Below are 14,397 nucleotides of genomic sequence, written 5' to 3'. Positions count from 1 at the left end.
TCTAAATCTTTAGTAGCTTCTTCTGAAACGTTAGGAATATCATTAGTTAACTCTTCATTACCTAATTTAGTATCTCTAACTTCTAATGAATACTCATCGATATGAATAGATGTAAATACATCTTCTCTCACCACCTTTTCAGAAATTACAATTGCATCCTCAAAGTTATACCCTTTCCAAGGCATAAAGGCTACTTTCATATTTCTACCAAGTGCTAATTCACCATTTTGTGTAGCATAACCTTCACATAGTACTTGACCTCTAGCAACTTTATCACCTTTCTCTACAATTGGTTTTAAGTTGATAGACGTTCCTTGGTTTGTTTTTCTAAACTTTACTAAAGGATATGTTTTAGTATCACTTTCAAAACTTACCATTGCAGCTTCCTCAGTACGTTCGTACCTAATAGTTACTTTCTCTGCATCTACATATTCTACAGTACCAGCTCCTTCTGCATTAATTAATACTCTAGAATCTGATGCTACTTGACGTTCTAATCCGGTTCCTACGATTGGTGCCTCAGGACGTAATAATGGTACTGCCTGACGCATCATGTTAGATCCCATTAATGCACGGTTGGCATCATCATGCTCCAAGAATGGAATTAATGATGCTGAAATCGATGCAATTTGGTTTGGTGCAACGTCTGTATAATTTACACTTGATGGTTCAATAACAGGGAAATCACCTTCTTGACGAGAAATAATTTTATCCGCTAATATCTTTCCTTTATCATCTACTTTAATAGTAGCTTGTGCAATTAACATATCTTCTTCCTCTTCTGCACTTAGATATGTTGGTTCATTTTTAATATCTACAACACCACTATCAACTTTTCTATATGGCGTTTCAATGAATCCCATAGAATTCACTTTCGCAAATACAGATAAAGAAGAAATTAAACCAATGTTTGGTCCTTCTGGTGTTTCAATAGGACATAAACGTCCGTAATGAGTATAATGAACATCACGTACTTCGAAACCTGCTCTTTCCCTAGATAAACCACCTGGTCCTAATGCTGAAAGACGACGCTTATGCGTAATCTCTGCAAGAGGATTCGTTTGATCCATAAATTGAGATAGCTGATTCGTTCCAAAGAATGAATTAATAACCGACGATAAAGTCTTCGCATTAATTAAATCTATTGGAGTAAATACTTCGTTATCACGTACATTCATACGCTCACGAATTGTACGTGCCATACGTGCTAAACCAACACCAAACTGAGAAGATAACTGCTCTCCTACTGTACGTACACGACGGTTAGATAAGTGATCAATATCATCAATCTCTGCTTTAGAGTTAATAAGTTCAATTAAATATTTTATGATAGTAATGATATCTAGTTTAGTCAAGACTTGCTTGTCCATACCGATATCTAACTGTAATTTCTTGTTCATTCTATAACGACCTACTTCACCTAAAGAATAACGTTGGTCAGAGAAGAATAATTTGTCAATAATACCACGTGCTGTCTCCTCATCTGGCGGCTCAGCGTTACGTAATTGACGGTAGATGTGCTCAACAGCTTCTTTTTCAGAGTTTGTTGGATCTTTCTGTAATGTATTATGAATAATTGCGTAATCTCCTTGTTGCGCACTTTCTTTGTGTAAAAGAATAGTTTTTACTTCTGCTTCAAGAATTTCTTCAATATTTTCTTTATCTATGATTGTGTCACGATCTAATACAATTTCGTTACGCTCAATAGATACAACTTCGCCTGTATCCTCGTCAACAAAATCTTCATGCCAAGTATTAAGTACACGAGCCGCAAGTTTACGACCGATAACTTTCTTTAAACCAGATTTAGAAACTTTAATCTCTTCTGCAAGGTCAAAAATTTCAAGAATATCTTTATCACGTTCAAATCCGATAGCACGGAAAAGTGTGGTTACTGGTAACTTTTTCTTTCTATCAATGTAAGCATACATCACACTATTAATGTCCGTAGCAAATTCTATCCAAGATCCTTTAAAAGGAATTACTCTTGCAGAATATAATTTCGTTCCATTAGCATGGAAAGACTGGCTAAAGAATACACCAGGTGATCTATGTAATTGAGATACAACAACACGTTCTGCTCCATTGATACAGAAAGTACCACTTGGAGTCATATAAGGAATAGTTCCTAAATATACATCTTGAACAATTGTTTCGAAATCCTCATGTTCTGGATCGGTACAATATAATTTCAATCTTGCTTTTAAAGGCACACTATATGTTAATCCTCTTTCAATACATTCTTCGATAGAATATCTTGGTGGATCAATAAAGTAATCTAAAAATTCTAATACGAATTGATTACGTGTGTCTGTAATTGGAAAATTTTCCATGAAGGTATTGTACAAACCTTCATTGCCTCTTTCTTCTGACTTTGTTTCTAATTGGAAAAAATCCTGGAAGGATTTTATTTGGATATCCAAAAAGTCCGGGTAATCTGTCCTATTTACAATAGAAGAGAAATTAATTCTTTCAGCCTTTTTTGCTAACATTGATGAACGAGATTTTTATTAAAAAAATACTAATAAATGCATATAACGTTTATATACACAAAAGGGTTTAGGTCTTAGAGTACTACTCCAGACCTAAACCATATGTTGTAGGTTAAGGTAAACTTACTTAAGTTCAACCTCAGCTCCAGCTTCTTCTAAAGAAGATTTTAAGCCTTCAGCTTCGTCTTTAGTTACGCCTTCTTTGATTGCACTTGGTGCATCATCAACTAAACCTTTAGCTTCTTTTAATCCTAAACCAGTTAATTCTTTAACTAATTTCACTACAGCTAGTTTAGAACCACCTGCTGCTTTAAGGATTACGTCGAATTCAGTTTGCTCTTCAGCAGCTTCGCCACCAGCAGCAGCACCAGCAGCAACTGCAACAGCAGCAGCAGCAGGCTCAATACCGTACTCGTCTTTTAATATAGTTGCTAATTCGTTAACTTCTTTTACTGTTAAATTAACTAATTGTTCTGCGAAATCTTTTAAATCTGCCATTTTTCTATTGTTTTAATAAATGTGTGTGTGTGTGTAATATAATTTTTCTTGTGTGTAATCTTTAAATTAACCTTCTCTTTCAGATAGGGTTTTTACAATTCCTGCGATTGTACCACCACTAGACTTAAGTGCTGAAATAACATTCTTAGCAGGAGATTGTAATAATCCAATAATCTCACCAAGAAGTTCTTCTCTAGACTTAATATCTACTAATGTGTCTAATAAATCATCGCCAACATAAATCGCTTCTTCTATAAAAGCTCCTTTTAATACGGGCTTTTCAGATTTTTTACGAAACTCTTTAATTACTTTGGCTGGAGCATTACCAGTTTCAGAATACATTACTGATGTATTTCCTTTTAAAGTCGTAGGCAATTCACCGAAATCTTTGTCCGATGCTTCCATAGCTTTCTCTAAAAGCGTATTCTTAACTACAGCTAACTTAATGTTAGACTTAAAACATGCTCTTCTTAAGTTTGAAGTTGTTGCTGCATCTAATCCAGAGATATCTGTTAAATAGATATTTGTATTATCTGCTAATTGAGCAGTCAACTCATCAATTACTTGGGATTTTTCTTCTCTTGTCATAATATTCTAAGTTTAACTACTATCCTATTTTTGTGTCAATTGAGATACTTGGACTCATAGTACTAGACATGTAAATACTCTTTACATACGTACCTTTTGACGACGTTGGCTTTAACTTCATAATTGTAGATAACAATTCTTGAGCATTCCCAATAATTTTATCAGTACTAAACGATGCTTTACCAATTGGTGCATGTACAATACCTGTTTTATCTACTTTAAAATCTATCTTACCAGCTTTTACTTCAGTAACTGCTTTAGCTACATCCATAGTTACTGTACCAGTCTTAGGGTTTGGCATAAGACCTCTTGGCCCTAATACTCTACCTAATGGTCCTAACTTACCCATAATGCTTGGCATAGTAACGATAACGTCAACATCTGTCCAACCATCTTTAATTTTCTGTAAGTACTCATCTAATCCAACATAATCAGCACCAGCTTCTTTTGCTTCTGCTTCTTTGTCTGGAGTTACTAGCGCAAGCACCTTCATATCTTTACCTGTACCATGTGGTAATGAAACTACTCCACGTACCATTTGATTAGCTTTACGTGGATCTACACCTAATCTGATTGCTAAATCTATAGAAGCATCAAACTTAGTATATGTAATTTCTTTTAGTAAAGCTGAAGCTTCTTCTAAAGAGTAAATTTTATTACTATCTACCTTTGCTTGTGCCTCTTTTTGCTTCTTTGTTAATCTTGCCATTTCTAAAAAATTTAGTTTGGAGCTTCTCCTCCTTTAACAGTGATACCCATCGATCTTGCAGTACCGGCAACCATTTTCATAGCTGATCCGATTTCAAATGCATTTAAATCTACCATTTTGTCTTGAGCAATCGTTTTAACTTGATCCCAAGTTACTTTTGCTACTTTACGTCGGTTTGGTTCTCCTGATCCTTTCTTTACTTTGGCCGCTTCTAATAATTGTACTGCTGCTGGTGGAGTCTTGATTACAAACTCAAATGATTTGTCTTTGTAAACAGAGATTACCACAGGTAAAACTTTACCTGGTTTATCTTGAGTTCTAGCATTAAATTGCTTACAGAACTCCATGATATTAACTCCAGCGGCACCTAAAGCGGGTCCTACCGGTGGCGATGGATTCGCAGCACCTCCCCGAACTTGTAGCTTAACTACTTTGTCTATTTCTTTTGCCATTTCTTAATGTTTATACGACTATCTATATTGGAAGCATAGACAGAACGCTCTTTATTGTAACAATTATTAAACTTTTTCTACTTGCATATAACTTAACTCTAATGGTGTTTTTCTTCCAAAAATCTTAACCATTACCTCAAGCTTACGTTTTTCTTCATTAATTTTTTCGATAGTACCATCAAAACCATTGAATGGTCCGTCGATAACCTTTACAGTTTCTCCTTTTGTAAATGGTATTGCAACATTCGCATCTGCTTCTATCGCTAACTCATCTACTTTACCTAACATTCTATTTACTTCAGATTGTCTTAAAGGCACAGGATCTCCACCTTTTGTCTCACCTAAAAAGCCGATAACATTAGTAATCGATTTAATAATATGAGGAATCTCACCACTTAAATTGGCTTGAACCATAATATATCCAGGGAAATAAACTTTCTCTTTCTGTATTTTCTTTCCTTTACGAATCTGAATAACTTTCTCAGTTGGTACTAAAACCTGATCCACAAAATCTTCTAAGCCTAATCTTGAAATTTCATTTTCAATATAAGCTTTAATTTTATTCTCTTGACCACTTACAGCCCTAACAACATACCATTTTTTCTCTGACATAATCATCTTTGTTGTTAGTTAATAAACCCAAAATAAGCTTTAACTGCTTTACTAAAAACAGTATCCACTCCCCAAATAGCTAGTGAAAAAATAATTGAAAACACAGCTACAATTACCGTTAATCTTTGAGCTTCTGGCCAAGGTGTCCAAGACACATTGTTCTTTAACTCTTCAAACGATTCTTTTATATATGTTATTAATCCTGCCATTTGATTTATTTTTTATTGAATTAAGATGATTTAAAACTCACCTCTCTTCACTTTTATTTATTGCACGGGTTGAGAGACTCGAACTCACGACACCTGGTTTTGGAGACCAGTGCTCTACCAACTGAGCTAAACCCGTAAATATCAATCAAGGCATCCCGATAATTCGGGACACCTTAATTAATTATTTAACTATATTTTGTTTAGTCTAAAATTTCTGTAACCTGACCAGCACCAACTGTTCTACCACCTTCACGGATAGCAAAACGTAAACCTACGTTCATTGCAATTGGCTGAATCAACTCAACAGTAATTGTTAAGTTATCACCAGGCATTACCATTTCAACACCAGATGGAAGCGCAATGTTTCCAGTTACATCAGTTGTACGTACGTAAAACTGAGGACGGTAGTTGTTATGGAATGGTGTATGACGCCCACCTTCTTCTTTTTTAAGAACGTAAACCTCAGCTTTAAATTTAGCGTGTGGTGTCACAGAACCTGGCTTAGTAATTACCATACCTCTAGAGATTTGAGACTTCTCAATACCTCTTAATAAGATACCAGCATTATCACCAGCTTCACCTCTATCCAAAATTTGACGGAACATCTCAATACCTGTAATAGTAGACGTTAATTTCTCAGCACCCATACCGATAATCTCAACAGGATCACCAGTATTAGCAATACCAGTTTCGATACGACCTGTTGCTACAGTTCCACGACCAGTAATTGAAAATACATCTTCAATTGGCATTAAAAAATCTTTATCAACCTCACGTACAGGCTCTTTAATCCAGCTATCAACAGCTGCCATTAATTCCATCACTGTATCAACCCATTTTTGCTCACCATTTAAGGCACCTAAAGCAGAACCAGCAATCACAGGACCATTATCACCATCATACTCATAAAAAGATAATAAATCTCTGATTTCCATCTCTACTAATTCAAGTAACTCTTCATCATCAACCATATCCACTTTATTCATGAATACAACCATACTAGGAATACCTACCTGACGCCCTAAAAGGATATGCTCACGTGTTTGTGGCATTGGACCATCTGTTGCCGCAACAACTAAGATAGCACCATCCATTTGAGCAGCACCAGTAACCATATTCTTTACGTAATCCGCGTGACCAGGACAGTCAACGTGAGCGTAATGACGATTAGCCGTTGCATATTCTACGTGTGAAGTATTAATTGTTATACCTCTTTCTTTTTCTTCTGGTGCGTTATCGATTTGATCGAAATCTTTTGCCTCAGATAAACCTGCATCAGCTAATACTTTAGTAATAGCAGCAGTTAAAGTTGTTTTACCGTGATCTACGTGTCCAATAGTACCAATGTTTAAGTGTGGTTTTGAACGATCGAAAGTTGCCTTTGCCATGTTTAATTTATTTAATCTTATTTATTATTAGTGTTCAATTGTTAATTCTAAACTACTTAGAAAAAAGAGCCAATGACGAGATTTGAACTCGTGACCTCTTCCTTACCAAGGAAACGCTCTACCCCTGAGCTACACCGGCGTAAAGTGTTTATACTCTCACTCCTAAGAATGAGACTCCTGCCTTCGCAGGAACTTTTAGAGCGAGAGACCGGGTTCGAACCGGCGACATTCAGCTTGGAAGGCTGACGCTCTACCAACTGAGCTACTCTCGCATTTATAATTAAGTCTCCTTAATTAATGGTTTTCAATATTTCAAATTCATCATTGAACTACTTCGCTTTGCTTAGTAATCCTGGATCGGAAACCCAATCCATATAATTTTCAAACTTAGTTTTACAAAAGTTAACTTTTGACAACTCTTTATTAAAAAAAATTGTGGGGAGAGCAGGATTCGAACCTGCGAAGGTGAAACCAACAGATTTACAGTCTGTCCTCGTTGGCCGCTTGAGTATCTCCCCAATTTTCAATATTTCAATATTTCAATATTTCAAATTTTTCAAAAAGCTGGATTTCAAGCAAAAATCAAACTTTTAAAGAGCCGATGGAGGGACTCGAACCCACGACCTGCTGATTACAAATCAGCTGCTCTAGCCAGCTGAGCTACATCGGCTTTTTCTTACTTTTCTAACGTCAAAAACTGACCATAAAAAAGTCCGCTATTTCTAACGGACTGCAAATGTAGTGTTTTATTTAATTATTCAAAACATTTTTGAAAAAATTTTAATCAAGTTCTGGCTCTTAATTTTTCTTTTCTTTTTTTGATTTGTCTTTCTAGTGATGCAATAGCTATATCTGCGCCTTCTTCAAAGCTTTTACATTGCTTTTTCACTACAAAACTATCACCAGGCACACTTACCTTAGCTTCAAAAATTTTATTTTCTTTACCGCTTGTGTTTTCTACTTTTAAATATACATCGGATTGTATTATTTTATCATAAAACATATCTAGTTTATCCATACGCTTCTGAATAAAATCAATTAGCGTACTATCTGCATTAAAATTTACGGATTGTGTGTTTACTTTCATATACTTCCTTTTAAGTTAAACATGTGTGTTAAACGAGATTCGTTTAACACAGATTAATTGTTGTTAAGCATAAAACTTAACGAAGATTTCTGGGATGTGATTTGGCATATACTTTTTTTAACTCGGCTATACTATTGTGAGTATAAACTTGAGTGGCTGCTAAACTGGTATGTCCTAGAAGTTCTTTTACTGCATTTAAATCTGCACCTTGATTTAATAAGTGTGTCGCAAATGAGTGCCTTAATACATGTGGACTACATTTTGCCTTTGAAGATGCTTCACTAAAATACTTATTTATTACTCTGTAAACAAGCATTTCGTAAATTTTAAGACCTTTTTTAGTTAAAAATAACATCTCCTTATCTTCTATTATTGGCAATTGGCTTCGATATTCTAGATATGTCTTTATGGAATTGGACAAGGTTTCTATTAAAGGAATGTAACGCTCTTTATTACGCTTTCCTAATACTTTTAATTGTCTATTACCAAAATCAATGTCTAATAGTTTCAAATTAACTAATTCTATACGTCTAATGCCTGTTGCATAAAACATCTCTATTATTAAATGATTTCTTGCGCTTTCAAAATCATTGACTTCTATCGCGTTTTCGAGTACGGTTTTAAGTTCTTGTTCTGAAAAGGGCAATTGTACCTTCTTACCAACTTTTAATGCTTTATGCTGTTTTAGAGGGTTAACATCTATATACTGAGTTTTTAATAAAAATTTGTAGTAGCTATTTAAGGAAGATACTTTTCTATTAATCGTTCTATTAGATATACCACTATTAACCAACTCTACAATCCATTGCCTAATTTCTGAATATCCTACTTGAGCTATATCAATTAAATTATGATGCTCATTTAGAAATTCTTGAAATGTTTCTGCATCTCTTATATAAGCCACAACAGTGTGCTTAGAATATTTCTTTTCTAACAATAAATATTCTGAAAATGCTTTTAGGCTCATGTGTCTTTTTTGGCAGCTAATAAACTCATTAAATATAACTATTTGTAATAAGTTATAATTGAGCATAGAACAAAAAATGCAACAACTCATAATATCAACATATGAATTGCAAAATAATTATTTGTTTTGAAAGTCCATTTACTGATTATTCCACTCAAAAAAAAATTTAAAATTGGCGTTACTTTGAAACATATCAACAGGATAATACTCTAAAGTGTCTTTTTTGAAATAGGTTTTATAAATACCTTTAAGTTCTCTTTTGTGAAATTCGAAATTAAATTTATCTGAATTAATTTTATTCAGTGCTTCGCATATAAATTCAGAGCAATCTAATTTAGTTGAATCTTTATGAGAAAAGTTTTTATCGAAAGTAATCTTCTTTGACTTATATCTCTTGATAATTTTGCGCAAAGAATCAATCTCTTCTAATTTTAAGCTTTCAATTTCCCATAGACTATAGTAAAATACTTTGTTTTTTTCTTTATTCAAAAATCCATCTAGAATTTCAACATTATAATCTGTGGTAGAATTTTTATTCTCTAATACATGAAACACATTCCACCTTGATGAATCAAAAAGTGTAAAGCCAACATGAGAGCTTAAGGTATCCTTAATATTAAATTCTCTTGCAAAAAAACCTTCTTTTGTATTGGTTCCTCTAAATATTAGATATGCTTTTTCTTTATTTAAACCTAGATTGACTACTTGCCTTTTATACTCGTTACTGCAGCCAAAAAAAAGAATCGCAACTAGATTAACATATGTCAATCTCAAACACAAATTCAACACCTAGAGCACTAAATATAAACCCAACTGAACTGCATAATATTCAGTTAACTCAAATTGTTGCTTTGAATCACTATAGCTACTTGAGAAATCAGACTTATATTTGAACCCTAAACTAGCACTATATTTCTTATCTAATTTAAATCTTAAGCCTGCAATAAAATGTTGTCCGAAATTAAACCCTAGCTTTTTTTGCTTTTGAGTTTCATTCTCAAATATATTTTCAACTTTTGATTCATAAAGGTAAGAACCATATAATCCTACTTCAGCAAATAGAGCTATTTTATCAGATTTATTATTATAAAATTTTACTGATAACGGAAGATTAATGTGATTATTAGAAATATGTTGTTGCTTATTATCTAAATCTTGAAAATCTGCCTTTACTCTTAAAAACTCAAGACCAGTTACTATTGAAAATTTTTCATTTAAAAAAAACTCTCTACTAAAAGCTCCTTCAAATACAGATGCCCTCACTTTAAAAAAATCCTCAGCTTCTAAAGTCGCTATACCAAATTGATTGGTTATAATCCAATTTCCTTTCTTACCCGACTCTTTATAATCATCTTGTGCAAAAATTGATGAAGTTGAAAATATGAATAAAAATGTAATTAGACAGTTTTTCATATCATTTTGTTAACCAGCTAATAATATTACCTACCAAAACAGCTGCTAATCTTTTTGTCTCTTTGATTGTTTTCATGATAAATAATTTTGAGATTTATTTATCTGAAAGAAAGCATTAAAAAAACAAAATAAAATTAAAATTAAACAAAATATTAACAACATTAATATACTTACGACCAAATAGTTATGGTTTTTTCACATTGAAAAAAAAGAATATTCTTATATGAGCGAAATGAAGATCTTTTACAAGTTATGTTACAGGCTTGTAGTCCTTGTCATCAATTACCATCTTTGCAATGATTTCTTTGAGTATCTCTGAAGTTCCACCACCTATTGGTCCTAAACGGCTATCTCTTGCCATACGTGCTAATGGATATTCTTCCATAAAACCATAACCTCCTAAAAATTGAAGGCATTGATAGATAACATTATCTGCCATTTTTGTAGACTGTAATTTAGACATTGTAGCTTCTTTTACGACATAATCTCCCATATCTAAACGTTTTGCTACGTAGTAGTTAAATTGCTTACAAATTTCCATTTGCGTTTCACAATCAGCATACGTGTGTCTTAAAGCCTGAAACTTATCAATAGTTCTTCCGAAAGCTGTTCTTTCTGACATGTATTGTTTAGCATATTCTAATGCGTATTCTGCTCTTGCATGAGAATTTACAGCCATAATCAATCGCTCTAATGAGAAATGCTGCATTATATATGGAAAGCCTTGATTTTCTTCTCCCATTAAATTAGACGCAGGAATCTCAACATTATCAAATGCAATTTCACCAGTATCTGAAGCTCTCCAACCTAACTTATCTAGCTTTGTAGCAGAAATACCAGGTGTATCTCTATCCATAACAAATATGCTAATTCCTTTATTACCAAGTTCGGGATTTGTTTTAGCAGCAACAATCAAATAGTCGCTATACACTCCATTTGTAATAAATGTTTTTGAACCATTTATTACATAAATATCTCCTTTTTTAACAGCTGTAGTTCTCATACCTGCAACATCACTTCCACCAAATGGCTCCGTTATACACAAACAACCTATTTGATCTCCAGATATACTACCTGCTAAATATTTTTCTTTAATTGCTTCATCACCTTCTTTATTAAGATGCGTCATTGCTAAATAAGCATGTGCCCACATTGCAGCAGCAAAACCGCCAGAATTTATACGCTGTAATTCCTCTAAAAATATAACCGTATAAAATAAATCTAAATCGAGCCCTCCGTATTTTTCAGGATAAGCAAGACCAAAATAACCCATATCACCAAATTTTTTCCAAATGAAGCGTTCAATATTTCCAGTTTCCTCCCATTTTTCGATATGTGGCACTACTTCCTTTTGTAGAAAATCCCTAAGACTTTCTCTAAATAAATTATGCTCTTCTGTGAAATATAAATCAGACATGTATTGTTATTTGTTATAGGTGCAAATATAACTTAATTATCTCGATTTTTTTAATTGGAAAATCTTCAACTTTTGTTAATTCTTCTAAAGATTTAAAGCCATCTCTTAAGGTTCGCTCTTCAATAATATTATTAGCAACTTCGTAGTCTATATATTGAATAGTCACTAATTCGTCTCTAGTTGCAGTATTCAAATTAAACTTAGTAATTGTTCTGGGAGTTTTAACTGTGAAGTCATTTTTTATGCGTTCAATGACTTCTGAAGACAAGCCCCAAACTTCAGAAATTTGAACATCTGAAATAAAACCACCTTTATATTTATTTCTATATTCAATGATTCGCATTGAAAGTTTTTCTCCAACACCATAAACTTTTTGTAATTGACTAGCTATTGCTTTGTTTAAATCTATTTTTTGAGCAAATGTCTTTGGTGTATTAGAATTTGAGTATGAATTATTGTAGCTATTTACTTTAGGCTTTGGATTTGTAACCCAGTCTGGAAATTTAAAATAAGGAGATATTAGAGCTAATAATGAATCTGAAACTTTAGTAACCTGTTGAAACTCTCTTGCGGAATTCACCCATTTATTATCTGTTCTAAATTGATGAAGTCGGTCAATTTCTTCATTGGTCATTCCTAAAGTATAGCCTTTATAATCTGTAATATAATTTGGATTGAAAGGATAAATTTTCGGTTTACTATTTTCAATCTCAACTAATCGCAGTGAATCTATTTCATTTCTAAATGTATCTAATTCATCTTGATTTACTGGAATCTCATTATTTGAAAAGCCCGTAAACAAATAAATACATTGTGCTACAATTATAACTAATACCAATAAAAAAATCCCACTTCGCTGTTTGTTAGAAAACTGGAAATGGGATTTCATATACTTTTTTATCTAATTTAAGCTTTTCTAGCTTTTATAGCATCCATATATTTTGTTAATTCCGCTTTTACTTTAGGTGCAAGAATAACTAAACCTATCATATTAGGTACCATCATTGCAAAAATCATGGCATCGGAGAATCCTATTACAGAACCTAAGCTAATTGAAGCTCCAACGATTACAAATAAGCAAAACAATACTTTATAGATGTACTCCGTTCTTTTTGTTCTTCCGAATAGATAAGCCCAACCTTGGTAACCATAATATGACCATGAAATCATAGTACTAAATGCAAATAATACAACTGCAACAGTTAATACATAAGGGAACCATGATATAGCAGACTCAAAAGCTCCAGATGTAAGTAAGATAGCATCTGCATCATTTAGACCTGCATTAGCTGAAGTTACATTTCCTGTTATTACTAATACTAAAGCAGTCATAGTACAAACCACAACAGTATCAATAAATGGTTCTAGCAAAGCCACCAAACCTTCTGATGCTGCATATTTAGTTTTCACTGCTGAGTGCGCTATAGAAGCAGAACCAACACCTGCTTCGTTTGAAAAAGCTGCTCTTCTAAATCCTTGTACTAAAACACCAATTGCTCCACCCGCTACACCTTCTGGACTAAATGCGCCATTAAATATTTGTACAAAAGCATCTCCAACCATATCATAATTAGCGAAGATTACAAAAAGTGAAGCTGCAACATATATGACAACCATAAATGGCACTATCTTGTCTGTAACTTTCGCAATTTTCTTTATACCTCCAATAATTACAATACCTACTAAAATTGCCATTACTAAACCAAAGACCCAACGGTATCCATTTATAAATGATTCTTCACCACCAGTCATATGCTCAAATAACTGAGCTGCCTGATTTACTTGAAACATGTTACCGCCTCCAAAAGAACCACCAATTACAAATACAGCAAATACTGCTGCTAAAACTTTACCTAAACCACCTAAACCTTTTGATTTTAATCCTTTAGTAAGATAATACATTGGACCACCAAAGACAGTTCCGTTTTCATCAATATCTCTATATTTTACACCTAGTGTACATTCTACAAACTTAGAAGCCATACCAAGAAAACCTGCAACAATCATCCAAAAAGTTGCTCCAGCTCCACCAATAGAAACTGCAATAGCAACTCCTGCAATATTACCTAAACCTACTGTTGCGGAAAGTGCAGCTGTTAAAGCTTGGAAATGCGAAACCTCTCCTTCATGGCCTTCTATAGCAATTGTTTCTATATTATCTCCTCCAGGTGTAGAATCACCTGCTCCAACTAAAGATTCATGATGATCTAATTCATCATATTTTCCTCTTACAATATTTACAGATGTAAAAAATCCTTTGAAATTTATAAACTTAAAATAAACTGTAAAATATAATGCTCCTAGAATCAATGGAAATAATACCCAAAATACTTTAACTCCTCCGCCAAAATCTATTTGATAAAAAATAGCAGTAACAAACCAACCTGTTAAATTTCCAAAAACTTGATCAATCTTCTCATCAACACCCATTTCTTGGGCTTCTTGAGCAAAGTTTAATAATGGTAATAATAAAGCAAAAAGCGATAGAAGATATTTCTTCATGAGTGTAGTTATTAGTTAGTTTTAGTTTTTATAGCCGACAAGATGCTAAAAAAAAATGAGTTT

Annotated in this window: 15 protein-coding genes and 5 tRNA genes; all 20 read right to left on the bottom strand. The window is 33.3% G+C overall.

The window, feature by feature from the left end; all coding sequences use genetic code 11:
* Positions 1 to 2,492: DNA-directed RNA polymerase subunit beta (rpoB, locus tag QZZ53_RS02420; protein ID WP_296381072.1), on the bottom strand; the 2,492-nt coding region annotated here is incomplete at its 3' end.
* Between the two features lie 123 nt (positions 2,493 to 2,615).
* Positions 2,616 to 2,990 (bottom strand): 50S ribosomal protein L7/L12, encoded by a 375-nt coding sequence (gene rplL, locus QZZ53_RS02415; RefSeq protein WP_296381069.1) that lies wholly within the window; start codon positions 2,988 to 2,990, stop codon positions 2,616 to 2,618.
* A 66-nt stretch (positions 2,991 to 3,056) separates the two neighbouring features.
* The gene (gene rplJ / locus QZZ53_RS02410; protein WP_296381067.1) at positions 3,057 to 3,578 is read right to left on the bottom strand and encodes a 50S ribosomal protein L10; all 522 of its coding nucleotides are present in this window, start codon (positions 3,576 to 3,578) and stop codon (positions 3,057 to 3,059) included.
* Positions 3,579 to 3,597: 19 nt separating this feature from the next.
* Positions 3,598 to 4,287: a 50S ribosomal protein L1 gene (gene rplA, locus QZZ53_RS02405; protein ID WP_296381064.1), complete on the bottom strand. Its 690-nt coding sequence runs from the start codon at positions 4,285 to 4,287 to the stop codon at positions 3,598 to 3,600.
* Between the two features lie 11 nt (positions 4,288 to 4,298).
* The gene (gene rplK / locus QZZ53_RS02400) at positions 4,299 to 4,739 is read right to left on the bottom strand and encodes a 50S ribosomal protein L11 (protein WP_115816382.1); all 441 of its coding nucleotides are present in this window, start codon (positions 4,737 to 4,739) and stop codon (positions 4,299 to 4,301) included.
* A gap of 66 nt (positions 4,740 to 4,805) precedes the next feature.
* The gene (nusG, locus tag QZZ53_RS02395) at positions 4,806 to 5,351 is read right to left on the bottom strand and encodes a transcription termination/antitermination protein NusG (protein WP_296381058.1); all 546 of its coding nucleotides are present in this window, start codon (positions 5,349 to 5,351) and stop codon (positions 4,806 to 4,808) included.
* A 14-nt stretch (positions 5,352 to 5,365) separates the two neighbouring features.
* Positions 5,366 to 5,560: a preprotein translocase subunit SecE gene (secE, locus tag QZZ53_RS02390; RefSeq protein ID WP_296381056.1), complete on the bottom strand. Its 195-nt coding sequence runs from the start codon at positions 5,558 to 5,560 to the stop codon at positions 5,366 to 5,368.
* A 63-nt stretch (positions 5,561 to 5,623) separates the two neighbouring features.
* Positions 5,624 to 5,696 (bottom strand) — tRNA-Trp (locus QZZ53_RS02385).
* Positions 5,697 to 5,760: 64 nt separating this feature from the next.
* Positions 5,761 to 6,948, bottom strand: coding sequence for an elongation factor Tu (gene tuf, locus QZZ53_RS02380; RefSeq protein WP_296381054.1), 1,188 nt, complete (start codon positions 6,946 to 6,948; stop codon positions 5,761 to 5,763).
* A gap of 67 nt (positions 6,949 to 7,015) precedes the next feature.
* Positions 7,016 to 7,087: transfer RNA gene (locus QZZ53_RS02375), tRNA-Thr, on the bottom strand.
* A 60-nt stretch (positions 7,088 to 7,147) separates the two neighbouring features.
* A tRNA-Gly gene (locus tag QZZ53_RS02370) sits at positions 7,148 to 7,220 on the bottom strand.
* A gap of 164 nt (positions 7,221 to 7,384) precedes the next feature.
* A tRNA-Tyr gene (locus QZZ53_RS02365) sits at positions 7,385 to 7,466 on the bottom strand.
* 78 nt (positions 7,467 to 7,544) lie between these two features.
* Positions 7,545 to 7,618: transfer RNA gene (locus QZZ53_RS02360), tRNA-Thr, on the bottom strand.
* Positions 7,619 to 7,732: 114 nt separating this feature from the next.
* Positions 7,733 to 8,035 carry a ribosome-associated translation inhibitor RaiA gene (gene raiA / locus QZZ53_RS02355; protein ID WP_296381051.1) on the bottom strand — a complete coding sequence of 101 codons (303 nt, stop codon included), beginning with the start codon at positions 8,033 to 8,035 and terminating at the stop codon, positions 7,733 to 7,735.
* Positions 8,036 to 8,111: 76 nt separating this feature from the next.
* Positions 8,112 to 9,002, bottom strand: coding sequence for a tyrosine-type recombinase/integrase (locus QZZ53_RS02350; RefSeq protein WP_296381048.1), 891 nt, complete (start codon positions 9,000 to 9,002; stop codon positions 8,112 to 8,114).
* Positions 9,003 to 9,140: 138 nt separating this feature from the next.
* Complete coding sequence (locus tag QZZ53_RS02345) at positions 9,141 to 9,776, bottom strand: hypothetical protein (protein ID WP_296381044.1); 636 nt, start codon at positions 9,774 to 9,776, stop codon at positions 9,141 to 9,143.
* A gap of 15 nt (positions 9,777 to 9,791) precedes the next feature.
* Positions 9,792 to 10,415 (bottom strand): outer membrane beta-barrel protein, encoded by a 624-nt coding sequence (locus QZZ53_RS02340; protein WP_296381042.1) that lies wholly within the window; start codon positions 10,413 to 10,415, stop codon positions 9,792 to 9,794.
* A 250-nt stretch (positions 10,416 to 10,665) separates the two neighbouring features.
* Positions 10,666 to 11,832, bottom strand: coding sequence for an acyl-CoA dehydrogenase family protein (locus QZZ53_RS02335; RefSeq protein ID WP_296381040.1), 1,167 nt, complete (start codon positions 11,830 to 11,832; stop codon positions 10,666 to 10,668).
* A 13-nt stretch (positions 11,833 to 11,845) separates the two neighbouring features.
* Complete coding sequence (locus QZZ53_RS02330) at positions 11,846 to 12,721, bottom strand: helix-hairpin-helix domain-containing protein (protein ID WP_296381038.1); 876 nt, start codon at positions 12,719 to 12,721, stop codon at positions 11,846 to 11,848.
* A 17-nt stretch (positions 12,722 to 12,738) separates the two neighbouring features.
* Positions 12,739 to 14,334 (bottom strand): alanine/glycine:cation symporter family protein, encoded by a 1,596-nt coding sequence (locus QZZ53_RS02325; RefSeq protein WP_296381036.1) that lies wholly within the window; start codon positions 14,332 to 14,334, stop codon positions 12,739 to 12,741.
* Positions 14,335 to 14,397: the final 63 nt, after the last annotated feature.

The sequence above is a fragment of the Winogradskyella sp. genome (assembly GCF_016744625.1).
Lineage (GTDB): Bacteria > Bacteroidota > Bacteroidia > Flavobacteriales > Flavobacteriaceae > Winogradskyella.
Note: the sequence above shows the minus strand (reverse complement) of the source record. Positions and strands in the feature narration are given on the sequence as shown.

Excerpts from the sequence above, each read along its gene's own strand:
- rplL (WP_296381069.1), bottom strand. The coding sequence starts at position 2,990 with ATGGCAGATTTAAAAGATTTCGCAGAACAATTAGTTAATTTAACAGTA.
- rplJ (WP_296381067.1), bottom strand. The coding sequence starts at position 3,578 with ATGACAAGAGAAGAAAAATCCCAAGTAATTGATGAGTTGACTGCTCAA.
- rplA (WP_296381064.1), bottom strand. The coding sequence starts at position 4,287 with ATGGCAAGATTAACAAAGAAGCAAAAAGAGGCACAAGCAAAGGTAGAT.
- rplK (WP_115816382.1), bottom strand. The coding sequence starts at position 4,739 with ATGGCAAAAGAAATAGACAAAGTAGTTAAGCTACAAGTTCGGGGAGGT.
- nusG (WP_296381058.1), bottom strand. The coding sequence starts at position 5,351 with ATGTCAGAGAAAAAATGGTATGTTGTTAGGGCTGTAAGTGGTCAAGAG.
- secE (WP_296381056.1), bottom strand. The coding sequence starts at position 5,560 with ATGGCAGGATTAATAACATATATAAAAGAATCGTTTGAAGAGTTAAAG.
- tuf (WP_296381054.1), bottom strand. The coding sequence starts at position 6,948 with ATGGCAAAGGCAACTTTCGATCGTTCAAAACCACACTTAAACATTGGT.
- raiA (WP_296381051.1), bottom strand. The coding sequence starts at position 8,035 with ATGAAAGTAAACACACAATCCGTAAATTTTAATGCAGATAGTACGCTA.
- QZZ53_RS02350 (WP_296381048.1), bottom strand. The coding sequence starts at position 9,002 with ATGAGCCTAAAAGCATTTTCAGAATATTTATTGTTAGAAAAGAAATAT.
- QZZ53_RS02340 (WP_296381042.1), bottom strand. The coding sequence starts at position 10,415 with ATGAAAAACTGTCTAATTACATTTTTATTCATATTTTCAACTTCATCA.
- QZZ53_RS02335 (WP_296381040.1), bottom strand. The coding sequence starts at position 11,832 with ATGTCTGATTTATATTTCACAGAAGAGCATAATTTATTTAGAGAAAGT.
- QZZ53_RS02330 (WP_296381038.1), bottom strand. The coding sequence starts at position 12,721 with ATGAAATCCCATTTCCAGTTTTCTAACAAACAGCGAAGTGGGATTTTT.
- QZZ53_RS02325 (WP_296381036.1), bottom strand. The coding sequence starts at position 14,334 with ATGAAGAAATATCTTCTATCGCTTTTTGCTTTATTATTACCATTATTA.